The organism is Sphaerochaeta associata (genome assembly GCF_022869165.1).
GTDB lineage: Bacteria > Spirochaetota > Spirochaetia > Sphaerochaetales > Sphaerochaetaceae > Sphaerochaeta > Sphaerochaeta associata.
The window spans coordinates 2752701-2779540 of record NZ_CP094929.1; the positions used below are offsets into that span (position 1 = coordinate 2752701).

22 protein-coding genes and 1 tRNA gene are annotated in these 26840 nt (G+C 45.2%); 5 read left to right on the plus strand and 18 right to left on the minus strand.

Annotation, left to right across the window (positions count from 1 at the left end):
* Positions 1–17: 17 nt before the first annotated feature.
* Positions 18–1124 (minus strand): BamA/TamA family outer membrane protein, encoded by a 1107-nt coding sequence (locus MUG09_RS12770; protein ID WP_244771819.1) that lies wholly within the window; start codon positions 1122–1124, stop codon positions 18–20.
* A gap of 125 nt (positions 1125–1249) precedes the next feature.
* Here MUG09_RS12770 and MUG09_RS12775 point away from each other — a divergent pair.
* Positions 1250–1323, plus strand: a tRNA-Ile gene (locus MUG09_RS12775).
* 668 nt (positions 1324–1991) lie between these two features.
* Here the strand turns inward: MUG09_RS12775 and MUG09_RS12780 are convergent.
* The 8 genes from MUG09_RS12780 to MUG09_RS12815 form a co-directional block, all read right to left on the minus strand.
* Positions 1992–4118: a GIY-YIG nuclease family protein gene (locus MUG09_RS12780; RefSeq protein WP_244771820.1), complete on the minus strand. Its 2127-nt coding sequence runs from the start codon at positions 4116–4118 to the stop codon at positions 1992–1994.
* A 455-nt stretch (positions 4119–4573) separates the two neighbouring features.
* A complete protein-coding gene (locus MUG09_RS12785; RefSeq protein ID WP_244771821.1) occupies positions 4574–4744 on the minus strand; it encodes a hypothetical protein in 171 nt (56 codons plus the stop codon).
* A gap of 34 nt (positions 4745–4778) precedes the next feature.
* Positions 4779–5846 carry a Fic family protein gene (locus MUG09_RS12790; RefSeq protein WP_244771822.1) on the minus strand — a complete coding sequence of 356 codons (1068 nt, stop codon included), beginning with the start codon at positions 5844–5846 and terminating at the stop codon, positions 4779–4781.
* A gap of 214 nt (positions 5847–6060) precedes the next feature.
* Positions 6061–7212: an amidohydrolase family protein gene (locus MUG09_RS12795; protein WP_244771823.1), complete on the minus strand. Its 1152-nt coding sequence runs from the start codon at positions 7210–7212 to the stop codon at positions 6061–6063.
* Between the two features lie 917 nt (positions 7213–8129).
* Positions 8130–9803: a hypothetical protein gene (locus tag MUG09_RS12800; RefSeq protein WP_244771824.1), complete on the minus strand. Its 1674-nt coding sequence runs from the start codon at positions 9801–9803 to the stop codon at positions 8130–8132.
* Positions 9804–9964: 161 nt separating this feature from the next.
* Positions 9965–10255: a DNA-directed RNA polymerase subunit alpha C-terminal domain-containing protein gene (locus MUG09_RS12805; RefSeq protein ID WP_244771825.1), complete on the minus strand. Its 291-nt coding sequence runs from the start codon at positions 10253–10255 to the stop codon at positions 9965–9967.
* Between the two features lie 162 nt (positions 10256–10417).
* A complete protein-coding gene (locus MUG09_RS12810; protein ID WP_244771826.1) occupies positions 10418–10666 on the minus strand; it encodes a VF530 family protein in 249 nt (82 codons plus the stop codon).
* Entirely contained in the window at positions 10663–10863 is a 201-nt protein-coding gene (locus MUG09_RS12815; protein WP_244771827.1) for a YwbE family protein, read from the minus strand. Before MUG09_RS12815 ends, MUG09_RS12810 begins: the two co-directional genes overlap by 4 nt.
* A gap of 468 nt (positions 10864–11331) precedes the next feature.
* On the opposite strand from MUG09_RS12815, the gene MUG09_RS12820 reads away from it, so the two are divergent.
* Complete coding sequence (locus MUG09_RS12820; RefSeq protein WP_244771828.1) at positions 11332–11649, plus strand: IS1/IS1595 family N-terminal zinc-binding domain-containing protein; 318 nt, start codon at positions 11332–11334, stop codon at positions 11647–11649.
* Between the two features lie 231 nt (positions 11650–11880).
* Complete coding sequence (locus tag MUG09_RS12825; protein ID WP_244771829.1) at positions 11881–12237, plus strand: hypothetical protein; 357 nt, start codon at positions 11881–11883, stop codon at positions 12235–12237.
* Positions 12238–12516: 279 nt separating this feature from the next.
* On the opposite strand, the gene MUG09_RS12830 is transcribed toward MUG09_RS12825, so the two are convergent.
* The 9 genes from MUG09_RS12830 to MUG09_RS12870 all read right to left on the minus strand — a co-directional run bounded on the left by MUG09_RS12830 (position 12517) and on the right by MUG09_RS12870 (position 23337).
* Positions 12517–13314, minus strand: a complete 798-nt coding sequence (locus MUG09_RS12830; RefSeq protein ID WP_244771830.1) for an MBL fold metallo-hydrolase — start codon at positions 13312–13314, stop codon at positions 12517–12519.
* A 510-nt stretch (positions 13315–13824) separates the two neighbouring features.
* Complete coding sequence (locus tag MUG09_RS12835; RefSeq protein WP_244771831.1) at positions 13825–15354, minus strand: FGGY-family carbohydrate kinase; 1530 nt, start codon at positions 15352–15354, stop codon at positions 13825–13827.
* Positions 15351–16256, minus strand: a complete 906-nt coding sequence (locus MUG09_RS12840; RefSeq protein ID WP_244771832.1) for an L-ribulose-5-phosphate 3-epimerase — start codon at positions 16254–16256, stop codon at positions 15351–15353. The genes MUG09_RS12835 and MUG09_RS12840 overlap by 4 nt, the downstream gene beginning before the upstream one ends.
* A 342-nt stretch (positions 16257–16598) precedes the next feature.
* On the minus strand, positions 16599–17720 hold the full coding sequence (locus MUG09_RS12845) for an ABC transporter ATP-binding protein (RefSeq protein ID WP_244771833.1): 1122 nt from the start codon (positions 17718–17720) through the stop codon (positions 16599–16601).
* Positions 17720–18883 carry an ABC transporter ATP-binding protein gene (locus tag MUG09_RS12850; RefSeq protein ID WP_244771834.1) on the minus strand — a complete coding sequence of 388 codons (1164 nt, stop codon included), beginning with the start codon at positions 18881–18883 and terminating at the stop codon, positions 17720–17722. The genes MUG09_RS12845 and MUG09_RS12850 overlap by 1 nt, the downstream gene beginning before the upstream one ends.
* An 8-nt stretch (positions 18884–18891) precedes the next feature.
* The gene (locus MUG09_RS12855) at positions 18892–19680 is read right to left on the minus strand and encodes a carbohydrate ABC transporter permease (RefSeq protein WP_244771835.1); all 789 of its coding nucleotides are present in this window, start codon (positions 19678–19680) and stop codon (positions 18892–18894) included.
* A 49-nt stretch (positions 19681–19729) separates the two neighbouring features.
* Positions 19730–20662, minus strand: a complete 933-nt coding sequence (locus MUG09_RS12860; protein ID WP_244771836.1) for a carbohydrate ABC transporter permease — start codon at positions 20660–20662, stop codon at positions 19730–19732.
* A gap of 84 nt (positions 20663–20746) precedes the next feature.
* Positions 20747–22165: an ABC transporter substrate-binding protein gene (locus MUG09_RS12865; protein WP_244771837.1), complete on the minus strand. Its 1419-nt coding sequence runs from the start codon at positions 22163–22165 to the stop codon at positions 20747–20749.
* A gap of 83 nt (positions 22166–22248) precedes the next feature.
* Complete coding sequence (locus MUG09_RS12870; protein WP_244771838.1) at positions 22249–23337, minus strand: alcohol dehydrogenase catalytic domain-containing protein; 1089 nt, start codon at positions 23335–23337, stop codon at positions 22249–22251.
* 245 nt (positions 23338–23582) lie between these two features.
* Between MUG09_RS12870 and MUG09_RS12875 the strand changes: the two genes are divergently transcribed.
* Together MUG09_RS12875 and MUG09_RS12880 are read left to right on the plus strand one after the other, a co-directional pair.
* A complete protein-coding gene (locus MUG09_RS12875; RefSeq protein WP_244771839.1) occupies positions 23583–24695 on the plus strand; it encodes an ROK family transcriptional regulator in 1113 nt (370 codons plus the stop codon).
* A gap of 591 nt (positions 24696–25286) precedes the next feature.
* Positions 25287–26720 carry an alpha/beta hydrolase family protein gene (locus MUG09_RS12880; protein WP_244771840.1) on the plus strand — a complete coding sequence of 478 codons (1434 nt, stop codon included), beginning with the start codon at positions 25287–25289 and terminating at the stop codon, positions 26718–26720.
* Positions 26721–26840 lie beyond the last annotated feature (120 nt).

Sequence of the window (26840 nt, forward strand, 5' to 3'; positions counted from 1 at the left end):
AAATGTTGAAAAGGCAGTTAGTTCGAGAGTCTTGCCAGTATTTTTCCTACCATCTTTGCCCCTGGATGTTCGTAATTCTCTCCTACTAAGAGATACGCCATTTCATAGCCGATATCCATATAGGAACGTACAGCAAAGGTTACCGATACTCCGGTACTTGCGATGAAACCGGATTCAGGAATTGAGGTGTTGTACAATTCTCCCCATCCAAAGCCGAAGTCAAAAAAGAGCACCAAGCGGGGGAAGAATCCGGACACGAAGGGCTCGGGGCCGTTGAAACGAAGATCGAACTGGTTTGCAATCGAGTAATCGGTGGGAAACTGGAAGGTTCCAAATCCACGGACTTTACTACCCAAAGAAGTGGTCTGTTGAACGGACAGGGGTATGGAAGAGCCGAAGACCCCACTGATATTCAATCGGTCTGCAAGAACAATAGAGTACAGGTTCTTAGCACTTTCGGTGAGGGTAAGCAGCGTTTTTGCTGCCTGTACTTCCCCTTCCAGACGAGCATAGGATGCATTGGTGTTCAGCAGCATGGGGCCGAACCAGAGCAGTGCCGATGCGGCATATCCATCAGCAGAGGTAAACGTTTCGACAAGGTTGTTGTAGTGGTAGGCAAAACCGATATTGGTCCCGATCCCCGAGAGTTGTCCATAGACTGCATTACCACCAGAGAAGAAGGAGGAAAGACTTTGGACGGTTCCACTGTCCAGAGTGGTTCCTACGATCATGGAGTCGAGGGCCTTCTCATAGGACCCTCGGTATCCAACAAAGAGGCTGTGCTTCTGTGAAGAGCCGAGGTATTGGTTCAAGCCTAGTGTCCAATCGAAGAGCAGTTGGTCATATACGAGGGGGATTCCTGTACGGTGATTACCACCTACGGGATCTTGCCAGACCAAACGCTCCTGGTACCCGACTTTCCCCAAGAGATAGAAATCAGTCTTCCAATCGGCAAACAGGGAGAGACTGTCATTCACAGCTCCTGCCCTGATTCCTGTTGGAACCAAGCCGGCAGCAATCCGGGGGTGTCCATCCCAGCTGTCATAGGCGAAAGACCAGGAGGCAAAGATAGAAAGAGGCAGCAGACAAACAAGCAATAGAAACAATACAAGCTTCTTATTCATGACTACCCTCCTCTCTCATTGGTACCAATACTATCACAGCAAAAAGCCTATGAGTACAACTGTACACTCCTCTTCACAAACATTCTTTACATTCTTCTAAAAATCCTTTAGATTACCTTCATATCGGGCCTATAGCTCAGTTGGTTAGAGCATCGGACTCATAATCCGTGGGTCAAAGGTTCAAGTCCTTCTGGGCCCAGTAACAGAACTCCTTGCAATGCAGGGAGTTCTTGTTGTTAGAGGATACAATAATTCAACGTTCACTAGAGCACTGTACCAAAAGGTGTACCAAAAAGTCTTGGAACGTATTGAGAATCTCATATGAATGTGAACTTCTCAAGTTTTTTCCACTCAAAATCCTAGATTGATCATTACATCCTAGATAAAACTTTGAATCATAATGATTTTCTCACTTTCCTTCATTGAAAATATCGAGAATCGTGCATCTTAATTGAGTGTAACCGTTAAACTCATATAGGAGACTGGATGCACTACGATTTCGCTATTATCAGCATTCCAGACGGCTCTAATGACGTTTGAGTGGAACTTTTGTGCAAAGTTCACAATGAACAAAGTTACACCGTTTATCGGCATGATTCCTTTGGATGTAAAATTGAGAGCAGCCATGTGTGAAGCGACCTTATGTCCAACACACGAGAGGGTCTTCACTGACCACCCGGAACCATGTTTTACGAAATCATGCTCCAAAGGTGTTATTCTGCAGTCTCTGCGGAGGATGGGGATTTTCTTTCAGGTACCAATGACAGTGTTTCATCTCGAAGCCCAATAGAGGTTGAAGTTTGTATTGTTACAGTTAGCTGAAACACCTTCACTTTTGAAACCCAGAATATGAACCATACACTCTCATTACACAATAGCTTCTAACTCTTCTTCATCGTCTTGATTTTGGAAATCAGAATCTGTATCGGAGAGTGGGAGATCCTGATTTCCTATCGATATTGATATCTTATAATCCTCAGCAAGCATGGTACGATTGAATTCTGCAGTAGGATTAATTTCGTTTACCAGTGCTTCCAGTTCATCCAAGGTAATATCAAAGAATTCCTTTCTTAAATTTACCTTGTTCATCCTTCTACTATGTAGTCTCTTATGTAATTCATTCTCCAATCCAACAGCATCTTCTGAGAAAATGAAGCTATGAACATCAAATTTAAAGGGCACACTTGCACTACCAAGTTCATCAACACGCTCCTGAGGATCAAGTCGTCGAGTCATGCCAACCTTGAATACATGGTCACCAAAGGATCCCAGGTTGCTGATGATATATACATTCCCTGCCTTACCATTCTGCAACTTGATGATCTCATCCTTCTTTTCTTCGACCTGCCCAAGGTGAATATTCAACTCTTCCAACTTCGCGATGATTTCAACCCGTTTGGATGAATCTTCTGGTTCAGAATCTAATTGCTCTCGAACTTTCTCGATTTCCGCCTTATACTTCGATTCTTCGAATGCAATCTGCTTCCGCTGCTCTTCCAACCGCTTCCGCTCTTCAGCTTCCTCTCTCATCTGCTGACGTAACGCTAGCTGCTCCTGCCTGGCTTGCTCTCTCTTGATGTAGTACTCGTATTCAATCCGCACGGCATTTTCAAACAGATGTTCTAATTCGCCAATAAATCTCCTCATGGTACCTACGATACTTTGATTACCATCAGTAGCTATCACAAGATATTTTGAAATGAGTGCCTGAACCTGCAACAGGGCATTATCAAGTTTCTCGTATTTAAGGTTATAGAGTATATTTTGCAATTCTGAGCTCAACGAGATTACCATCAATTTGTAAATGGCTTTGTTTGCTTTTGTGGTATACCTTTGCTCATACTCAGCAAATAAGGCCTCCAGCTGTTTATGATTTTCCCTGAATTCTTTTCTCAGCTCTTGGTAGTTCATGTAGTTAAGCGTCAGCATAACTGAAGGAGCCATCGAGTCTAAATCTACCTTGTCTTGTTCTGTTAAAGGCTTATAGAATACCGATGGAATTTCGGTCGTATGGAAGCGATTAACGGCATGTTCTACGGCACTATACAGTTCTTTGAATCTTACCAATTTGAGTTTCTGACTCTCTAACCGCTTTTCCAGTTTCGAACAAGTATCATCAAGTTCCCCTTTCTCGGTTTTTAAAGAAACCCGCTCATCCTGCAAGTGAACCAATTCAGTTTCAATTCTGGCAATCTCATCTTTGATTTGCCGCTGTTTCACTTGTGCTGACTCTAAATCGGTTATACCCAGCTTTAGAATTCTATCCTGTTCTGTTTGGAGTCGCTGCTCAAGAGAACCCGACTTGTTCTGTTCGGTCTCAAGCTGATGTTTTAAAGATCCGCTCTTGTTCTGCTCATATTGGAGATGATGCTTGAGCAATCGAGTTTTCCGAAGGAAGAAAACTAAAAGGATAATCACCACCAAAACGAGTAGATAGAGAATTTCTATAGGCATTACCATCCTCACTTTTTGACCTTCTGGTGGAGGCAGAGCCTGCCCAAAGTCAATTGTGTTTTCAGTAGAATTTGTGTTGAGATTTACAGGTTCACTCTTAGAACCAGTTTCTCCAACCGATTCAACAACGATTGGAGTAGAGACAGGGCTCTCGATGAGTACAGCAGGTTCATCCAGGTAAGTATCCTGAGAATTAAGTATCGTGGCTTCCATGTCCCTATTCAGTTCGGATACTGTCGGGATCTCAGAATCGATCGAATGAACGCTACGATCATTTCCCTCAGGTATGGGAGCATTAATAGCAACTTCCGTAATAATAGGTTCTTCAGTTAGTGGAGTTTCGTTGACTATAGCAGGTGATTTTTCGATTGTCTCTGGTATTGGACTTTTAAGACTATCTACATTCTTCTCAATATCTATTTGTTCAACTCTCTGGGTATGTTTATCCAGCTCAATCTCTTTAGCTGTTGTACAACCAATAGAAAAGAACACTGGGAGCAATAGAATTAATATTACGAGAACAATCTCCGTTTTTCTCATGGTATCTTGGTCATCTTATCATGAAAGAGGGATTAAGAAATAAAATACATCTTTTATGTTGCCAATGTTTTTCATATTCATCCAGAAAATCACAGTCGGATAAAATTCATCCAAAATGAAACAGGACAAAAGTGTGGATCGAACCGAAAGCGAAAGTCCTTCATCAATTCCGTACATACACTATGCTACAGATTCCGAGGAAGGTTTTTAGCTCACCTTCCTTGCTTGGGACCAGATTGCGTCCCAGCAGGATTACAGCCAAGACTACATCTATCATCTGCATAGAAGGCGTTGAAGCTGGTAAAGGTGTTATGATTCCGATGGCTTCTCCCACAAGATTCGATAATCTCCCATAGGATTACTTCTGTGGGAGATTATGCTTCTATGCTGTCCCCAGTGAAGACTATTCATAATCAAAGTCTGGAAACAACTCTCCTCTGAATTATCCTTGCATACTAATAAATTTTGTCTGGATCCAACTCTGGTCTGAAAGGCTTGCCTGTTTCAAGACTCTCTTCAAGCAGTTTGCGTATTTCTTCACCATCGATCCCCAAGACCAAGAAAATTGGAAAATTCTCTTCAAATCTCTCAACATATTTTTCCAACAGATTATCAATCTCATCCATCAAATGATACCTCCGTCGCAATGGCTAGGCTCTCTCACTTATACATAGGCAGTTGATCGGGATTCCGAACATACGTAGTGTTCCTTCCACTGCCTTGGCTGAGTATGAAGCCTTCTTCCTTGAGGCGCTTGAGAGCAGCCTCCACTGAGGAGCTGCCGATGCTGGGGCAAAGTTCGAGAATCTGGGCCTTGGTGAATACTCCCAAGCTGTCCTCAACAGCTTTTCGCACGATCTCATATGAGCTACTCTTACGGTCGACTGAGCCAAGCCTTCTCTCAAAATCACGATAACAATTCAGGACAATCCCAAGAAGGTACTTGATGAAGGATGTGTAGTCATTGGTACCATTATGCCATCCGCTGGAGACCTTCCCCAATACATCGTAATACGTATCCTTCGTCCTCTCAATCTTCTGCTCGATACTGATATACTTGCCGACAAAGAATCCACTCTGGTACAAGAGCAGAGTAGTAAGAAGCCGGCTCATGCGTCCGTTGCCGTCATTGAAAGGATGGATGCAGAGAAAGTCGCATATGAATATCGGGATCAGTATCAGCGTATCGACTACCTGATTATCAAGTGCCTGCCGATAACTTGCGCAGATAGCATCCACCGCCATCGGTGTCTCAAACGGCTCAAGCGGAGTGAATCTGGTGAAGGAACCTCCATCGGTATGGGTCTCGTTGATATAATTCTGCGTGTTCTTGTACTTACCACCGAAGGTCTTGCCCGTGTATGCCAATAGATCCCTGTGCAATTGCAGGATTACATTGCCATTGAGCGGGATGTGCTTGTAATTCTCGTGGATTGTTTTCAAGGCATCGCGATAGCCCGCAATCTCTTGCTCATCACGGCTGCGGGGTGTAGTTTTTTCATTGACCAACTCCCGCATCCGTGCATTCGAGGTTCCTATGCCCTCGATTCTGTTCGAGCTGTCGGTGCTCTGGATTTTCGCCACCTCGATCAAGCGTTCCAACTCTACCGGTTTCTGTCTGAGATACAGATCCTGTTTTCCCTTGTGCTCGCGGATCTGAGCAACGAGCGAAAGTACCTCTCCGTCCCAGGAGCTCTTTTTCAGCTGGTCATAATCAAATTCGCGCATCTTTCTCCCACCATTTTCCTTTTTCTCCCATATTGTACCCTATTTTGGGAGATAATCAATAGTTCGTGGGAGAACCGATAGAGTTGATTCGATTAGACAGAACAATTCATTCAGCCTTGTTCCTTGCTGATTCCTAAATGGATGTGCTATGTCCAAGAACTGGATTGCATCTGTACCCATGTTCCTGAAATATCATTTCCCCGGCAGCGTATTCTCACACTACCTTGAAAACCTCTTGGATCTTCATATCAGAGGAAAGCATCACCAAGTCAGCCTTGTACCCGGGCTTGATGAAGCCTCGATCTGTTTGAGAAAGCACCCGTAAGGGGTTCTCGGACGCAACCTGGAAGAAGGATTGCTTGTCCAACAAGTTTTTGTGAAAAAGGTTTTTTGCTGAATCGCTGATAAGCATGGCAGAACCTATCAGGATGTCACTATCACGGTAATAGCAGGCCTTTCCATTCGAATACATTTGCTTGCCCAAATACAGGCCTTCACCGGCACCCATGCCGGCCAAACTCATAGCATCAGAAATCAGACAAAGCCTTTCCGTACCAAGCGAATTGATCGTCAAATCTATCACAGACGGATGCACATGCACCTCATCACAAACAAGTTCATAGGTTGCATGGCTGAAGTTGCGGACAAACGGCATGGCTGCCAAGCCTGGGCGTTTGTGATCTATACCGCTCATCGCATTGAAAAGATGGGTAAGATGATTTTTGTCCCTAGGATGCAATGCATCCAGGGGACAATCACTATGGCCATAGGCCACAACAATGTTGTTCCGTTCCAACATATTCGAAAGCTCTTCACTGCCTTGCAGTTCAGGAGCAATGGTCATGGAGGTGACAAGTGGCTTCTTTCCACACTTGATGGAAAGAATCTTCTCCAGGTACCCCCTGTCAAAGGTCCTGATACCTGAAGATGGAATGCCACCCTTTTTCTCAGGTGCGATAAAAGGTCCTTCCACATAGACCCCAAGCAGATGGGATGAGAGGAAAGCACTCCTGTCCATTGCTTGTTTAATCTGGTCCAAGAGATCCAAATCCATGACAACTGCAAGTTGGAAACTCGTTATACCCTTCCCTGCAAGAAACAAGGCCATGCCTTCTAGGTTTTCCTGAATATTTCCTCTGGTAGAATCAAAGCCGCCACAACCATGGATGTGCATATCGACTAGACCCGGGCCCACAAGGCTGCCCTTGGCATCATATTGCTTTAGATGCTGTACCATCTCTTGCTCAAGCTTACCGACATACCTGACGATCCCCTGCTCCACCACTATGGTGGCATCAGGTAGCAGCACTCCATCGGTATACGCCAAGGCATGGGATATTGCGTAGTCGACTTCATAATGAACCATTTGCTATTACTCCAGATCAAGAGAATTGGGTTTGTACTGAGAGGTAACAGTGAATACAGGACTCTTGTCGAATACCTCATAGTTTCGCCCTCATACCACGGTTAAATGTCAAAGCGTGGAGGTACGTACTACAAACCCTTCACTGCTCAACAGGCACTGCATCTTGGTCCAATCACAGATTGTCCTGCCCCGCTCTTGCAGTATCCGCAAGCAAGTTCATGATTGTCAATACAAAGGTAGTTCTAAGGAGGCTTGTAATCATGCCGGTAGTGAGTCTTACATATCAAACTGGAAAGGGCATATCTTAGACTTTCATAATCAAGCGACCGTGAATGTGAAGAAGTTTCGCCGCTGAACCGGCTTACGCTGATCAGCGGTTTTTCTATTGGTATAGGAAACCTAAAGACAGAGCTTCAGGTTCATAAAGAAGTACGTTTCTTTCGGTAAGCATCACCTTACGGCACCACTTCCTACAGCTAAGGTGCGGTACGTACAAACCCTTCACAGCTCAACAGGCACTGTCTCTTAGCCCAATCCCTGCATCATCGCAATCACTACTGGTCCTGCCAGCAATGAGTAGAACTCCTGCCCTACATCGATATTATGTGCATGCAAAAAAAGGCTTGTCAACAACATATCTGTAGATATCTCAGGAAGCATGATTGTGTTCAATCAAAATTGAAAGTCAAGGAATTTTTCCTTCGAGTAAAAAAATCTTATCGCTTACTCCTTGACGCTTGGCCCTCTCCTCTTGAGTTCGCCGGCACACACCCCAGCCATTTGACCGGAGGAAAACCGCCTAGTGAATTATAAATCTCTGCCATCAATAACTGACTAGACGTTTGTTTTTGTCTAGGCTTGACAGGTTTATCTCGGTTGGTGATACAGAAGAACATCGATGTGAATTGGTTCTGATTTTATCTATTATACTTAGCCATACGAATTAGATAATTCAATACCAATTTTTTACGATATTCCTCAGGTTCTTCAGTAGTGATTCCTTCAGTTGTATATACACTGTCACAAAGACTTACTGTTGATATGAAGTTTTTAATGTAGTTTTCATTAGTGATTCCGCAATATTTTATATGCGCTGCAACAAACCGGGAAAGGTAGTCTTTGTCATCAAGATCAACACCGAATCCACAGTAGTCGCTCATTTTCTTAACCCCTTCTTTATAAGCAGTTTCAACCGATCTATTAGGTGCCCTTTCTTGAATAGATTGTGAATACTTATCAACAATCGTATCAAATGTTTCCACAGAAAGGCTAGTTTTCGGGATATCTCGATCAATTATGCTCTTATATTCAGTATTGGCTACAGGTACAAGATTATTTTGATAATCGGAGATAACGCTGTTCAGATAGCTTACTACTTCCTCCACCGTGTCAACTCCAATTACTGTCTTGAACCGTTCAACAATCTTGTCCTTGTCGTGAATGTAAAAATTGTAGTGATCACCGCCTTTATTGCCAAGAGAATACCCTGTGAGGTTCTTATAATCAAACACGAGAGGCTTATGACCATTTGTACTTAGATTATTCCAGAATTTCACTCCAGTATTGGACGCTATGGAATCGGTAAAGCTACTCATGGATAAATCCTTATATTCTTGATAATTGCTGAAAGATGCAGCTCTGTCAAAATAATATGAGAGTATTTTATTGGAATCTCTAAAAAAGTATGGAATTATTTCTTTAATGAATTCGAGATCAATCAAATTAAGAGTATTCTCTGCCAGGAAAGAATCAAACCATGCTTTTGCCGTTGTATCGTCTATAAAAAAGCCACCATTGCTCCATTTTCTCGATGGGTCTGTATAGGAAGCAAATATACCATCGTTTGATTTCGCAGTGACCCCAATGCTATTTATCCAATATCCATACGGGTAATACCATGCATCATTAATCAGCTTACCATCAGTTCTACCTTCAAATGGTGTACCAAATCCTGTATGGTTATTGAGCCGTATTGTCGTGGCAATAATGTTGTTTCTCAACATTCCGTTTTCATCATACTCTTCACTCGAGAAATCGATTCCATACCGATTAGAATCATCAATCTTCATATCCAGATATTCTAGAATATTCAGCTCACCGTAGTTTTCTGCGAATGTAATCCCGTTGCTCCCGGAGCTCGAAGAGGTATAAAGAAACATTTCGCGGAGAGAAAATGTTTTTGTGCTTTTATAATAGTAATAATCAAAGAACCCAACTGTATAGCCTGAATCCTGCAGCGAAAACAAACAATACAACCCATCAGGGTTGATCTTTACAGTTTCAAGGATTATATCAAAGCCCCAAACGCTTGCACCCCTGTAACTGTTTTCAATTTTTGACTTGAGGTTATCAGCTGATACTATCTGAAGAGATTGAAGAATCGGGAAAGTTTGATAAATTGAATTTGAATTAATGCTACCACTGACTTTTTCTATCCTATAGGAAGTAAGTCCTCTGCCTGTGCTCGCAGAAAAAGAGGGAATGAAAACCACATCACCGTTTACCTGATTAGTATCGAGAGAACATGACGATACAGCGATTATGCAGCATGTAATTACAACGAGTGCAAAAAATGATTTGAATCGTTTCATAGAGTTCCCTTACTGATTATTGTTGTTGCTTTGTTCCATGATAATATCACTAAAAGCAAAAGAATGCGAGAAAAATTGCTCAAAAGTACAAGTACAAGTTATCTGAATAAGCATCCAAAAGAACAGGGTATTACATCAGTATTAAAGGAGCAAAATACTGCTCAGGCATCGCGAAATCGTAGTCCGGCATTGGAGAGAGCTGCTCTCAGCTTGGGGATCGATGCAGGGCCCATACCATGAAGTTTCAGGATTTCTGATTCCGTATGGTTCGCCAGTTCCTGCAGGTTGGTGATCCCTGCACTCTCAAGGGCATTGGAAGCAGGAGAAGAAAGGATGGCACGGAAAGGCCCCTCAGTCTTCATGCGTTCACAGATGGGACAAACAGGACAGTCGGTACTTTTCTCATACGTGTGTCCTCTCTCGCAAGTTTGCTCCATCTTGGAATTTTTCATTTTCAACGCTCCATTTCCTGTAAAGTATTATATCTCCTGCAGAAGGGCGAATACCATACCTCGAAATCAAGGTTCTTATTGAACGGAAGGAGTTCTAGCTTATCAGAAGCATCAGTTTGAGGAATTCCCCTGCCCATACCTGCCACTTGACCTAAATAATGCCTACCGCTGCGATTCCTCGTTCAGGTAGTATTCAAGGTCCAGGTAGATCTCCTCCAGCTTTGTCCGTGCCCAAAGGTTCTTGCGCAGGAACTTCAAGCTGGATTTGATGCTGGGATCGTTATAGAAGCATTGCAGCTGCACCATGTCGAACAGCCCGTCCCAGCCGTAGTAATCGACCAGGCGGGTAAGCAGTTTCTCAAGCGTTATGCCATGCAGGGGGTTGTTCACTTGTGTAGTTGAAGTGGTCATGTCCTTGATAGAATCTCCTTCACCCGCCCAACTGCACCACTCTCAAGACGAACCTTGATACCGTGCGGATGCATGTTGGAGTTGGTCAGGATGTCCTTGACCACACCCTTGGTGGTGTTGCCTGTGGCTTGGTCCTGCTTGAGGACGATAAGCACTTCCAGTCCAGCGTGTATATCAGCTCTTCTCCTACCATCCATATCGACATCTCCTACAACCCTCACTCTACAGGAGAATGTAATAATGTTGAAGAGGAATCAGTATTGGATTTGGGCCAGGTGCAAAACTGCCGGCATTACCAGAGATGAGTTGAGAGAATGCTACCAACTTTAAGGGATGAACAAGCGTATCTGGGCTACTTGGCTGCCGCCAAGCTGAAGATATTGCATTGGACTGATATCCCATTCCCAGCCGGATGACTGGAGATTGATGATGCAAACCAACACAAGCTACAAGATATTCATGATCAAGACTCTTACTGAGGAGGGGACAACTGTGGTCAAACTTAAATAGTAAAAATCCGTATTTGCACAGTGTTGATAAATGACCGTTGAAGCATAAGCAAACAAAAGCATATACTGTGGCTGTAATTTGTGAAGACAGTTGGCTGGATAGTTGCGATGTGGTAGTCCCTATCTGGCCTCTGTCTTCTTGCAAAGGACTACCACATGAAGAACATAAGATCAAAGTCCAGGAGGAAGACTCCTTGGTCCGATGCGCCTGAAGCCACCGCACTTCAGGCATTCATTGATGAAAGCAATCAGGACAATTATCACAGGAAGCATCCAGGCATTTCTGATACCGGCGAGGTTGAGCTGCTCAACTCGATGGGTGTACAGGAATGCAGGCACTGCAGTAGCACTGCAATCCAGAGATTCGGCTTCACCTCCAACGGTGTTCGTAGGTTCAGGTGCAAGGATTGCAGGAGAACCTTCAACATCCTGACCAACACAATCATCGACTCCCACAAACTGCCGCTTACCTAATGGCTTGACTTCCTGCTCTCAATTTTCGGGTACGGCAGCTTCAGCCTGACATCGAAGAGCAATCGTAATGCTTATACAACCACAAGATACTGGATGGATAAGGTGTTCCTTGTATTGAGGGACTACCAAAACACCTTGGTCCTGTCGTGTTAGGTTGAGCTTGACGAGACCTTCTATAAGGTCCGCAAGGCCGACATCCAAAGAAAAGAGGACGGCAAGGAGTATCAGGGATTGTCCCACAACCAGATATGCATCGGGATAGCCTGCGACCAAAGCAGTGTCATCTGCTTCGTGGAAGGCGAGGGAAAGCCGACCAAACAAGGAAGACTCGATACGTTTGCATCTCACATTGAGCTTGAATCAACCATGAGCCATGACATGGAACAAGCTCACGGACCGTTGGTCGAAGCTCTCAGGCTCAAAAGCATCGTATACAATTCGAGACAGATCAAACAGCTGCTAAATTCCGAGAATCCGCTGAACAGGATCAACCAATACTGCAGGATTTTGAAACTGTTCCTTGCCTCCCCCTCAGGATTCATCAGGGAGGATTTGCAGGATTATCTGAACCCTTCTGCTTTGTCATGAACCAGCCCAAGGACAAACACGAAAAGGTCGAAAAGTTCATGAGCATGGCAGTAGGCTGTCGTATCTTGCTCAGATATCTGGGGTGAAACCGCAATTCAAGCTGTGTATTGCCGATTCATATCAACACTGTGCAAATACGGATTTAATAGTAATCTTAATCACGTAGCGGGACAGGCCGCCACCCACCATATCTGGTGAATTTCTTCCGGATTCAGATGGGGAAAATAGCGGGATTATCCAATGGCCTATGAGTCAGCTTTCGTTTGAATTGGATGTAATTCAAGAATGGCAATTTTGTCGAATGTCCTTATAAACCAGCTCTTCCCCAAGAGACAAGAAAGTCCAATCCTGCATTGGATACCTCTTCATGATCTCGAAGAACGCCTTGGCATCCCCCCCATGAGAAGCACACATACCGAAATGACAAGGAACCAGGAGCTTTGGCTTCACAAGCTGAGCCAAGGCGGCACACTCTTCACCAGTAAGGTTCCCAAACTCACCATTGATCGGGGCAAACATGAGGTCAATCTCCCCATATTTGGTATAGACTTCTGCCCATTCGGAATGAAACGAGGAATCACCCACTTCAAGAATCCGAACGCCATCGATCTCAATGACAAGGCCAAAGGCATCGGGAGCCTGATTGCCATGGTCACAACAAATGAAATGCAGATGGTAAGAGCCTGCCTGCACCTCATCTCCGACACGCTGATAGCGTACACGACTTTCCTCGATGCCATACTTAAAAATGAGTTCCCTGCAACCTTCTGAACAGAAAAGCAACGTCTCAGGATTACTCATCATAACCGGAATCGACTCAGGGTCAAAGTGATCATCATGTTGATGGGTACAGACCAAATAGTGAAAAGACAACTCCTCAGCATTTAGAATCCTGGGAAGCAACCGCTTGAATCCAACATGTCCATTGTTCTTCTCGCAGGCATTGGACAGATACAGATCATTACCCAAAAGCTCTCCCTTCGAATTCCTAAGGACAAATCCTGCCTGGCCAAGGAAGAAAACATGAAGATGGTGATCGCTAATTCCCTTTACCGTATCTGCAAAACCATTCGTCATTGTATACTCCGAATCAGAAATAGACATCCGGCTTCCTCTACCCCACCGTGAACTGAGTATACCAGTAAATCGAGACCTGAGGGTGGTACAAAAAGAAATTAGGTAGGCCCTTGACGCTCTTCAAGTATAAGGACACCTGTCCCATTCTTGCAGCAGGGCTTTCCTACCCTCTTGGGATAGCTGATTTAATACGCCTATGTAAGGTTGAGTTTTCCCGATGCCGAACATAGCCAATTTTTCGCGGTCCATAACATCCATCCATGTCAGATTGGAGCTCTTCTGAATCAACCAGTCTGAGAGAATATAATCCTCACTGTTCACGAAGGTTCGGCTATTCTCTACTCAATAAGAAACAAAGAAAAAGTTGAAGGATACATCCAATAAGGCAAGACCGATCAGGTCATATCAGTACTGTGCATTGCTTTCATGCATTGAGGGGAGCAGCTAAGCTCCCCTCACCTATATTTTTGTTGCTATTGTTCGGTTATATCTCTGCTGTTGGCTAGCAGTTTACTTCTCCGCGAGCTGCTGCATCTCATCCCAGACACCATCGAGGCTATCGATGACTCTCTTATAAAGATTATACTTTTTCTCATACATTTCTTTGAAATCTGGATTCGGCATGACTCTTGCTGAAATTTTACACATTCTGCCAACTGCTTCATCAAGGGAGGCATAATCGCCTACAGCTGCAGCTACTCCGATTGCACATCCTAATGCTCCTGTTTCATTCGCTTTAACAGTCTCAAAAGGAATCTGCATTACATCGGCAAACATCTGAGTCCACTGTCTGCTGTGAGCCGCCCCACCGGCAAGCCTGATGACTTTCACATCAGTTATCCTGCTCTTAAGCAGCCTCTCGGTATGCATTTTATGACAGAAGCAAATACCTTCAAACACACTGCGGAGAAGATGCTTGCGGGAGTGGTTCATAGTAATGCCGATGAATGACCCTTTTGCATTCGGATGCACATTGCTGGCCATTAGAAAAGGAAGAAAAACAGGGACAAATTCATCGGGGCCAATCTCATCAATCCAACTGTCGAGTTCCTTATAAATGTTACCACCCCGGGCTGCCAAATCCCTTCTGAGCTCCGGCAGCAACTGGTTGATGTACCAGGCATTGTTGCCGGCGGAGGTAGGACTCGACTCCTCTATGAGGAAATACTCAGGCAGTGCGAACAGCGAGTTCATTGCAACAGAGCCATCCAGTACCGGCTCCTTCCTGATATACTCATTGATCGACCAGGTCCCTGCGATCATACACAGGTTGTCCTCGTTAGTGATACCGGTACCCAAAGCACAGGCATCGATGTCGAACATGCCGCCGATTACCGGAGTTCCTGCATTGAGGCCGCACTTTTCAGCAGCCTGTTCGGTCACATAGCCTGCAATCTCGGTTGCTGTACACAACGGGGGCAAAGCATCATGTACCTCGCTGATACCGAACAGCTTCAAGAGCTCATCATCATAGGTACGAGTGTGCAGGTTGAGGAAGTTTGCACCTGAATAGTCGGTATACTCCGCCTTTGCCTCACCGGTAAGCCTGAATCTCACATAGTCCTTGCACTCAAACACATACTTGATATTCGTATAAGACTCGGGTTCGTTATCCTTCAGCCAAGCCAACAAAGCAACCGGCTGGCAGGCCATGATATGTTGGCAGGAGAGCGCAAACACCTTCTGCTCTGTACCATCCTGAGCCCATTTCTTTGGGTATTCATATGCGCGGTTGTCGGTGGAAATGATACCGTAGCGAACAGGACGGTCATCCTTTCCCCATAGATATAGACCCTTTCCATGACCGCAGATTCCTACGCCGGCAACATCGTCGGCCGAGATGCCAGTCTCCTCAAGAACCCCCTTGATTACTGAACAGTTGGCTTCCCACATCTCTTCCATATCGCGCTCTGTGTACCCTGGACGGACGGCAATCATGGCAGTGGCTTTACTGCAAATACCAACCTCATTTCCCTCAGCATCAAACAGCGCTGCTTTTGTCGTAGTTCCGCCATTATCAAGCCCGAGATAATACTTCATTGTTGACTCCTTTCATTCAGAGTAGCCTTAGAGGCGGCAAGCATTTCTATTCCCTTTTTGAATTGTTCTTCCATCCACAAGCGTGAACGTAAAACCTCGGATTCGGAGAATGTAACATCTTCGTACCACATCTCCATCATATAAGGTCCGGTATAATTTAGTCTTTCAAGTTGTGCAAAACGCTTGGAGAAATCAACGCAACCTGATCCGAACGGAACGCACTTGAATTTGCCCGGGAAGGACTCAGTGACAGAAAGCGTATCCTTGAGGTGAACCCCAACGATGCTCGATATTCCTCGCTCCAATTCAAAATCAACATCGTTCTCCGGCCATGCCGAAAGATTTCCGATATCGGGGTACACCTTATACCATGGTGAATTAATCATCGCCTCATAGGCCATGTGCTTTGAGATGGAGTTAAGAAAAGGAGTATCCATTATTTCCATTGCAAGCATCACCTGCTTCTGCTCAGCCACCTTGGCAGCCCAAGCCATCGCCTGACGGAAATACATGACAGACTGTGGCGTAGAAGGTTCATAGTACACGTCATAGCCGGCAAGCTGGATGACTCTGACCCCTGCATGGTTGCAAAAATCAACCGCTTTCAGCAAAAGTTCATGAGCCTTTTCCCGCACTGCAGGATCTTTGGAACCGAAGGGAAACCTTCGGTGAACAGAGAGACACATCGACTGGCAGGTCATTCCCGATACCAGAGCAGCATGCCTGAACTCTTCAATTTGTTCCAGACTCCAGTCAAGCCGTGTCAGCCTCTCATCGGTTTCATCGATGCTTATTTCGAGAAAGTCAAAACCAAGCTGTTTTGCTTTTGCAAATCTCTCGTGCCAGTTGAATTTTGGATCCAGCGCTTTCTCATACAACCCCAACAGATGATTACCTAACACTGATCACTCCTATACTAAAGTCCTCGGGGAACGCACAGAGGTCGTCGACAAACACATGGTAGAGTACCAAGAACACATCAGTATAGAGCGATGTCGACCTGTGTGGCACGCCTCCCACCCTCTCATCAGCAAAGTCACAGGCAGCCAAACAGCATGCCTGTGACACATAATATTACCATACAACAAGTGCTGCGCACCTGCATATGCGAACTTACTTATCTCTCACCAACTCCAGTACGATAGCGACTATATTCCAAATCGAACTCAGAATCTGCCAGACAAGAAATAGTATTAAGGCAATCGATACGATTGTTGCAAGCATAATCATGTGCAATACCCCCCTTACGCCTTTTCTCTAATCCGTTCGCCTGTTTCGATGTCGAACAGGTGAGTCTTTTCTCCCCGGACCTCAAGCTTGACTACATCATCCCTTCGGTACCGTCTCTCATCCTCGGTGATCAGCATAAGTAACATATCACCGACATGAATGCCGATGCGCCGCTCATCACCCAGGTTCTCGAACGTCGCAATATGCTCAGGTGTCCCTACAGAGTCCTCGCCGCCGATCAACACATCCATCGGTCGAACACCGACCTTGCAGCGGAAACCGTCCTGGATTACGTCATAATATCGTCTTGGAACAGTGATCTGGAGATTACTGTTCTCGAATGAGAAAAAGTAGACTCCTTCCTTCTTGATGATTTTCGTCTCAAGAATATTCATCGGTGGTTCACCAATGAAGGATGCAACGAACTCGTTGGCAGGATCATCATATACCTCAGTCGGGGTTCCGAACTGCTGCAGAACACCGAAATTGATGATGGCGATCCTGTCGGCAAGGGACATTGCTTCCAACTGGTCATGCGTTACATAGATTGTGGTGCATTTGATTTTGTTTATCAGGCGCTTAATCTCAATACGCATGGCCTGGCGGGCTTTGCCGTCAAGGTGTGAAAGCGGCTCATCCATCAAAAGAATTTCCGGCTCCCTAATGATTGCACGAGCAATGTTCACACGCTGTTTCTGTCCACCGGAAAGTTTGACAGGCATCTTTTCCAGAAGGTCCTCAATCTGCATCAGTGGTGCAATTTCTCGGACTCTTCTATCAATCTCAGCACTATCAACCCCTTTAGCCCTAAGATTAAACGCAACGTTCCCGTACACATTAAGAGGAGGATACATTGCATAATCCTCGAAGGCCAGACCTATCTTTCGATCCTTTGGGTGAAGGTCATTGATAAGACAATCATCAATATAGATATTCCCTTTCGTAATGTCTTCAAGACCGGCAATCATACGGAGCGTGGTTGTTTTCCCGCATCCGGAAGGCCCAAGTAAAGCAACAAACTCTCCCTGCTCACATTTAAGGTTCAAATCATTTACGGCATAATCATTAACGGTTCTCTTCTTTTTACCGGAATTGTCATATCGTTTGAATAAATGTTCTAGAGTCAGACCAGCCATTATCGAACCTCCTGTATTGTTGCTAAAGCCTTCACGGCCTCTTCATCATATCTGACAATGTAATTCTTCGATTCGCAGTCAAATACAATGGACTTCCCGATTTCAGGATGGATGTAGATATCGCTGTCTATTCGGACCCTCAAGCCGTTCGGAGCAATCATGCGAAGCTGGTAGTCACCGCAATCGGCAATAATTACCGATTTGTTCCCGATACTCTCATAGCTGTACACCGTTGCCTTAAAGTAACCCTCAATCTTCTCGAAGCTGTATTGGATGTGCTGGGGGCGGATTCCGATATCGACACAGCGAAGAGCAAGCTCACCGATCTTTACCATAACCTTCTCATCCACAGGCATTTCCATACTGATCTTCTTTCCGAGTACTTCAAAGCAGAGGTTGTATTTGTTTCCCTCAACTTTAATCGTGGAAGGGATGATATTGATCTGAGGTTCACCCATTAAAGAGGCAACAAACTCATTGATCGGCATATAGTATATTTCATCACCGGATCCAATCTGAATGATCTTACCCTTATTGATGATGGCAATCCTATCGCCTAATGCCATGGCTTCCATAAAGTCATGTGTAACATAGATACAAGTCGAGCCAAGGTTGGCCTGCATTTCCTTCAGCTCCGTACGCATGGAGTTTCTGAGTTTTGCGTCCAAGTGAGCAAGTGGCTCATCCATGAGAAATACATTAGGGTCGCGGACTAGTGCCCGTCCCATTGCCACACGCTGCTTCTGGCCGTTGGACAACTGGCTCGGCAACCGCTCGAGCAAATTCTCCATCTTCATCATCTTCGCAGCGGCATACACCTTTTCCTTGATGGTATTCTCATCGGTTTTGTAGAGCTTGCTTCTAAGGGGAGATGCCATATTGTCATATACGGTCATGTTGGGGTAAAGCGCATAGTTCTCAAATACCATTGCAACATTCCGGCGGGCCGGATCGACCAGATTCATCAATTGGTCATTAAATGATATGGTCCCTTCATCTGGAATCAAAATACCAGCAACACAATTCAGAATGGTTGTCTTTCCTGCACCAGCCGGCCCGAATAATACGAAGAACTCATTATCATGAATCTCGAATGAAATACCGTCGAGTGCGCATACCTTTCCAAACGTTTTCTTAACATTTTCAAACTTAATTCTTGCCATATCAAACCTTATCCTTTAACCGCACCGAAACTCAGTCCGCGCACAAGATGCTTCTGAATAAACAGTGCAAATACGATAGCAGGAAGTGCTGAGACTGTTGCCGCAACTGCAAGGTTCCCGTAACGGGCAGTGTCAGTACCAAGATATTTGGTGATTGCTACAGTGACAGGATACACTTTGCTACTGGCGAGAATCAGCGGGAATGTAAACGAGTTCCATGAAAAAATGAATGCCAACAATGCAGAGGAGACAAGGCCCGGTTTGATAAGAGGTATAAGCATCTTGAAGAAAATCTGATACCACGGATAGCCGTCTACTTGCGCAGCATATTCGATCTCAACGGAAATATCCTCAAAGTACCCTCTTACTACCCAAATCAGTAGAGGGAGCGAAATGAGCTGATAGACCCAAATCAAGCCTATATAGCTGTCATAGAGGCCCATCTTCTGATAGAGCATGAAGAGAGGAAGTACTACAAGAATCTCCGGTGCGAACTTGAAGGAAAGAATCTGGAAAGCCAGCTCCTCCTTCCTAGGGAAGTTGTATCGTGCAAGTGCATATGCTGCAGGAACACCGACGATCACAGAGACGAGAACGGCACCTCCGGAAACAATGAGGCTGTCTGTGATGTATCTTACGTAATCTGAACGCAACAATACTTCCTTATAGTTCGACAATGTCGGATTGAAGATGAAAGTTGTGGTGAAAACCTCTGTATCTGCCTTAAAAGAGATCATAACCATCCAAAGCAACGGAAACAGAGCAAAAATTGCATAGATTATCAGCAGAATATTCATTAGCGCGGTTAGTGCACCTTTTTTGCCTTTATTCATAATACCCCCTTCCTCACTCTTCCAGACCAGAGGCCTGCCTTTGTGCAAAGCGCTGGCGCTTTACAATAAACTTAGCCATCACATTGATGATAAGCCAAAGAACCAAAATGAATGAGATTGCAGATCCAAATTTCTGAAACTTGAATCCCTTCTGATACGAAGTCAACGAAAGCGACATGAGCGTATCGCCGGGACCGCCCTTCGTAAGTGCGAATATGACCGCATACTCCTGAAGTGCAGCCATCAATCTGAACAAGAGTGCGATGTAGAGACTCGGTTTGAGCATCGGGAGGGTCAGGTTCTTGAAATTGAACCAAGCACTTCCGCCGTCAATCTTGGCTGATTCGAACGGTGACTTGGGAAGGGATTGAAGTCCCGCAAGCACTAGAAGAATGACGAATGACGTGTTGATCCATACATCGATCATCACTACAGTCATGAGCGCAGTCCCAGGGGCTGACGCCCAAGGGAAATTATAAACTCCGAATATATTAAACAGTTTTTCTACAATACCTACTGAACTGTTCAGCATGAGCTGCCAAACAATCGTTGCAGTAACAGGAGCAACCATGAGTGGGAATACGAGCAAAACACGTAATACTTTCGAAAGCCAATTGTTCAGACTATTGAGAAGGAGAGCGATTCCTAGACCAAGGAGGATCTCTATCGCAGTGGAGAACAATCCATATAAAAGTGAAACTGTGAGAGCATTCCAGAATTCCCTGGAAGTCAACATGTTGACCCAGTTATCGAGACCAACAAACCTATGAGTAGGAAATTGGAATGAATAATTCGTAAACGAATACCAGATTGCCATCACAAATGGAACCATAATGCCAATTGTAATGATCAGTGACGGGGCAACAATAAGATACGGCCTTACCCGTACCTTGAAAGGGACTTTGTTCAAATCAGCTTTCTTGATGCCCAAGTTATCTTTTTGCATAACAGCACCTCTTGCAACAAACATAAAAGCACGGAGTATGGATTGGCCTATGCTCCGTGCTTATTAGCAGACTAACTACCTAGGTTATTCAACTTTAAGATCAGCAACGATAGAATCCATCGTCTTCTTCAATTGATCCATTGCAACCTGGACAGACGGGTACTTGTTGGTGGTAACCAGCTCTTGCAGAACCTTTGCCCATTCAGTGGTGGTTTCAACGAAATACGGCTGTGCAGTGAAGAAGATGCTTGCATTCTTCGACACAGTGCTGAATGCCTCATAGTAGCCTTCTGCATCAGCAACAGAATTTCTGTAAGCCTGGCTGGTCAGAACAGATGTGCGCGGAGTATCGGTACAAGCACCTTCCGTACCGGACCAGAGCATGAACTCGGGGCTGGTGAAGTGCTGCATGAAGTACCAAGCCGGTCCCTTCTTCTTAGAGGCAGAGTTCATAGCCATGGACCATACCCAAAGGTTGGATTTCATATCAGCTTCGGTCTTGCCAGCGGATACCGGATAAGGAACCATACCGAATGCAAGGTTGCCAGCCTGAGAAGAAGCACCCTTCACGTTCTGAGTGTATCCACCTCTGTCAGCATCCCACATCATTGCTGCCTTACCAGCACCAAGATCAGCACCGCACAACTCCCAACCGTAGCTTGCCCACTGAGGAGCACCACCGTTCTTTACCAGGTCAACCCAGTACTCGGTCATAGCGACAGCTTCAGGAGAGTTTACACGGCTCACGAGCTTTCCATTGACAACTTCAAAATCCTTTGCACCCCATGTCGAATAGAGGGACATGTATGCAGGGTGGATGGTGCCCCAGTCGGGGAGGCCGCGAACTGCGAGACCATAGGTTCCGCTTCCGCCAAATCCCTTCAGAGCCTTTGCAACACTCAGTAGCTCTTCAGCAGTCTTCGGAGGATTCAGACCCTTATCAGCAAGGACTTTCTTGTTGTAGGTGAGAATGTTAACTTCCCAACCCATCGGAAGTGCCCACTGAGAACCCTTTCCAACCGGGTGACCGGGCTTGAGGTCCCACTTCAGAGCATCGATTACACCAGGAATGAAGTCGGCATAGTTCCAACTCTTATCGGTGAGCGATGCATTGTTGATGTAGTTTTCCAACGGCTCTACGTTACCAGCGGTTGCATATCCCCAAGACTGATAAGCACCAGTCATGAAGACATCAATCGAACCAGAGCGGCTAGCAAGCTCTACATTCAGCTTCTCGAAGTAGTTACCTTCGGGCATGCTCGAATAGTTTACCTTGATACCAGTCTTATCAGTGAAATCCTTCAGCTTTGCTTCAACAGCACTAGCGTAGGTGTGATCGCTGAAGAGAACGGTAATCTCACTTCCGGCATACCTTTTCAAATCAAAATCGCCTGTCACTGATGTTGCATCAAGCACGGTGCTTGCTGCGTCCTTGGATCCCTGTGCAAATACGCTCGGCATAAGGACCGCAAGAATCATGAAAACCACTAAAAACTTTTTCATCCTTTTTCCTCCTTAATACTATATCCTTCTTATGAAAGATAAAAACCACAAACACTCGTCACAAAAACCAAAACCCTTTCAGGTTAATCGAACTTGATGACTACCTTCAAATCGCCTTCAGCCCCGCCGGCAAGTTTGAAACCCCTCTCCCAATCCTCCAGAGAGATTGTGGTTGTAACTATTCCATCGGTTTTCAAGTTACCCTTACTCATATTCTCAATCACAAATGGATAAGCATACGGGCTCAGGTGCGCTCCCCTAATATCAAGTTCCTTTCGGTCGCCGATAATCGACCAGTCAACGGTTGTTTCCTTAGAAAAGACTGAGAATTCTACAAAAGTACCAAGCTTCCTGATGATGGTGAGGCCCTGAATCACGCTTGCCGGGTTTCCAGTTGCTTCGATGTAGATGTCACAACCATATCCTTCGGTAAGAGCCTTGATTTCCTTGTCGATATCGCACTTGCCGGGATTCAGGATCAGGTCGGCACCAAACTCCTTGGCCTTTGCCAAGCGGTTATCCTGCATGTCGAGAACGATCAGCAACTTAGGATTCTTCATACGCGCATAGGTAACCATGCCGAGTCCGAGCGTGCCGGCACCGGAGATGACGACCACATCCTCGTTGGAGATCTCTGCCCTATCGACAGCATGCTTGGAGCAACCATAGGGCTCAATGAGCACAGCCTGTTCCATTAGCATATCGGCGGGGATCTTGGAAACGACAGCATTCTTCGGGTAGCGCACATACTCGGCCATACCACCGTTTGTGTAGTACATGAAGCCGAACATATCGTGGGGTTGGCACATCCAATAGTGGCCATCCTTGCAGAAACGACACTTGCCGCACGGAACAATCTGGTCAGCTGCAACACGATCGCCGAGCTGGAAGTCCGTTACATTCTCGCCGATCTGCACAACGGTTCCGAAGAACTCATGCCCGGGAATGAAAGGCGGCTTCACCCATGAAGGCTGAATGTCATCACCCCAGAACATGGCTGCACCATGGCTGCACTTAAGATCACCGGCACAAATACCGCATGCTTCCGTCTTAATAATTATATCATCAGCCCCGCACTCAGGTGTCGGGTACTCCGGTTCAAAACGATAGTCATCCTTGCTGTAAGCTACTAATGCCTTCATCGTCTTTGGGATTGTTCCTTTTACTGCCATAACAGGTACTCCTCGATTATCACTTATAGAAAGTCATTTTATATATGTCATGATATGTCAATAAAATTGACTTGTCAAACACATTTTTTTAATTTTTACCCCATATTTTCCGCAAAACTCAGTGAATATATATGAAACATGGCACTATGTAATGTAAACTATTGACTTTAATAATAAATGTTATATGATATGCTTTTATAAAAGCAAACTATGGAAAATCAACAATGAATCTATCGTCCGCAAAATTGAAGCAAGCAAACCGAAAAAAAGTATTTCTTGAAATATATGAGAAGAAGGCAATATCAAAAAACTCAATCTTAGAAAACCTAAAATTAAGCATTCCTACTATTACTCAGAACCTAAAGGAACTTGAGAATGAAGGGTTAATTATTCAGGAGGGATATTTCAAATCCACTGGAGGAAGACCTGCGACAATATACAAGTCCAATGAGAAAGCCTGTATTGCTATTGGAATGGATCTTCAGCCAAACAGCATTGAGATAGCTTCAATAGATATGTATGGCAGAATTATTGAAAAGGATTCACTAAGCATTACTTTCACCAACTCAGATTCATACTTCAAAACCCTCGGCAGCTTTGTCAATGAATTTATTCACAGAAGCGAGAAGCACAGCTCAACAGTTTTAGGGGTAGGCATTGCCGTCCCTGGCATTATTGCATCTGATGAAAACCATATGCTGTATTCCCAGGTTCTCAAGACATCTGATTTTACTCTTTCAGATCTAGCAAAATACATTGAAACCCCTCGCTGCCATTTTTATCACAATGCAGAATCCGGTGCTTTTGCTGAAATCTGGCATGGCAAGATCGACGGTTCTGCTTTAATGCTTTTCTTGGACAACTGTCTGTGCAATGCATTGATATTGAACGGTAAAGTATATCAAGGAATACTGAGCAGCGGTACTATTGAGCATATGGTTCTCCATCCAGGCGGAGAAACCTGCTACTGTGGAAAGAAAGGATGCGTTGATGCTTATTGTTCCGCATCAGGACTCAGCAGAATGATGAAACAGGACAATCTGGATGAATTCTTCATTGATTTAAGAAACGGAGATAGTGAAGCTGGAAGGATATGGAGCAAGTATCTTGAAGAACTGGCTTTAGCCATCGATAACTGTAGGATGATCATTGCCAGTGATGTGATACTGTCCGGTATGCTCCAGAAATATTTGACAAGTGAAGATTTCGAGATACTTAAATCGCTCTCCATGAGTAAAACAACATTTAAAAATGCTGATTTCAACATAACCAATGGAGTCTGTGGACGCAATGCAATAGTCATTGGAGCAGCAATACCACTGATGAAGGAATTCTTGCACAGCTGCAAGCTTCCATAGCAATCATCATCCATCAAGTGTCCGAGCTGACTGAAAATCCAAGACTCTTCCATCGAGCTGTAAAAGTTATAAACTTGTTGAGTAATGTTAGCAGGGCAATCGCTTAAAAAGGAATTTCTATAAGGATTGACAAATGAGGCTAAGCATTGGTCTCGTTTTGGTGAATTTTCTTTTTCATCTCTATACATTTTCAGGAATTCACGAATATCAACAATGCATAAAATCCCAGAGGTCCATGATTGGCCAGGGCTGAACCGGATCTGCTCGTTCGCTGTGAATTATATCCAGCCGGGAAGTCTATGTACTAACTGAGTTCCTGGTACCTTTATGGAAGGATCCAAAAAACCATCTTCCCACATGATTGATAGGTATGCCGGTAATGGATCTGCCTTCCTTTTTGTGAGCTTTTCGCCATCTTTGGGTCATCTTCAGGCTTGGCAAGATGCATCACGAGCTTCCTCAACAGGGAGAAGGTATTTTCGATTCAGTTGGATGTACCACGTATTTGCTCTTGGAGTTGACAACACAAGAGAATGGTACTATAGGGAACAATGTACATTATCTCAACGCTGCCCTACAGGGAGAATTTACATGAAAGCTCATATGGCCGTATTGCTTGTCCTGTTGATCGCCTTGTTACCAGGATGCACCACAAAGACAACGGAACAAGAGATTGTCTACGTCCCTGCCGTGAAGGAAGAACGTGTCGACTTCAGTGGCTACTGGGAAGGATCCTTGGTCATTGGTGTGGAACAATCACTTGCAATGGGCTTCACCATTAACTCCAACGGCGAGGGAACCTATGAAGCCCTGTTGCAGATTCCGTCCCAAGGCCTGAGGAATTTCAAGGTCTCGTCGATCCAACAGGAACACAACCAGCTTGCCATTGACATGGAGCAGTTGCAAGCCACATTCACGGGAACCTACGATGCCGGGACCCAACAGATAGCAGGGACCTTTGTCCAGATGGGGCAATCGCTCCCCCTTGTTCTTGCCAAGGGAGAAGTCAAGGAGAACACACGACCGCAAGACCCCGTCAAACCGTATCCTTACATAGCCGAAGATATCTATTTCCAACAAGAACCGGAGGGCTTCAAGCTTGCAGGAACCATTACACGACCACAAGGGGACGGCCCGTACCCCGCCGTGGTGTTGGTTACCGGATCAGGATCCCAAAATCGGGACGAAGAGCTGCTTGGTCATAGGCCGTTCTTAGTACTGGCAGATGCACTGACACGTTCCGGAATTGTGGTCTTGCGCTATGATGACCGTGGATTCGCCGAGTCGGAAGGCGATGCGAGTGCCGCCACATCGTTGGATTTCGCTGACGATGCCGAATCAGCTGTACACTACCTCAAGTCCTTGCCGTATGTCGATGCAGGAAATATTGGAGTCCTCGGACATAGCGAGGGTGCCATCATCGCACCGATTGTCGCCCAAAGGAATCGTGACCTGGCATTTCTCATACTCATGGCCGGCCCCGGTGTTGATGGAGTGGCCGTACTCGAGGACCAAACAGCGGCCATTCTTAGGGCTCAGCAGGCTCCCGAGCCGTATATCGCCCAGATAGTGCAGGCAAACCTGGCCATCTATGCAACGATCCTGGATGAGGGGAAGACAATCGAGGAACGCAAGGAAGCTGTACTGCAGACACTCCTGGCGATGGGATTGCCCGAAGACCAGGCAAAGGCCCAGGTATCTGCACTATTCTCCCCCTGGTATATGACGTTCCTCGCACTTGACCCTTCCGATTACCTGAAAGACCTGGCATTGCCCGTCATGGTCCTCAATGGAGCGAAAGATACGCAAGTTTCCGCAGCACTGCATGTACCGGCTATCGAAAAGGCTTTGCTTACCGGAGGAAACACCCGCAATACGATTAAGGTATACGAGGGGCTCAACCATCTGTTCCAACCGGCACAAACCGGCGCTCCAGAGGAATATGAGAATATTGATATAACAATCGACCCACAGGTTCTGGAGGATGTCTCAAACTGGATTGTCAGCGGAAGGTTCCAACTATAACGAACAGATTTCAGCAACAATGCCAATGACTTTTCAATGTGAATTCCCGGTAACCAGCCGTAAAATCCGTCAACTTGATGATTGATTTTACGGCTATTCACTGTATGCAGGCGTATGTAC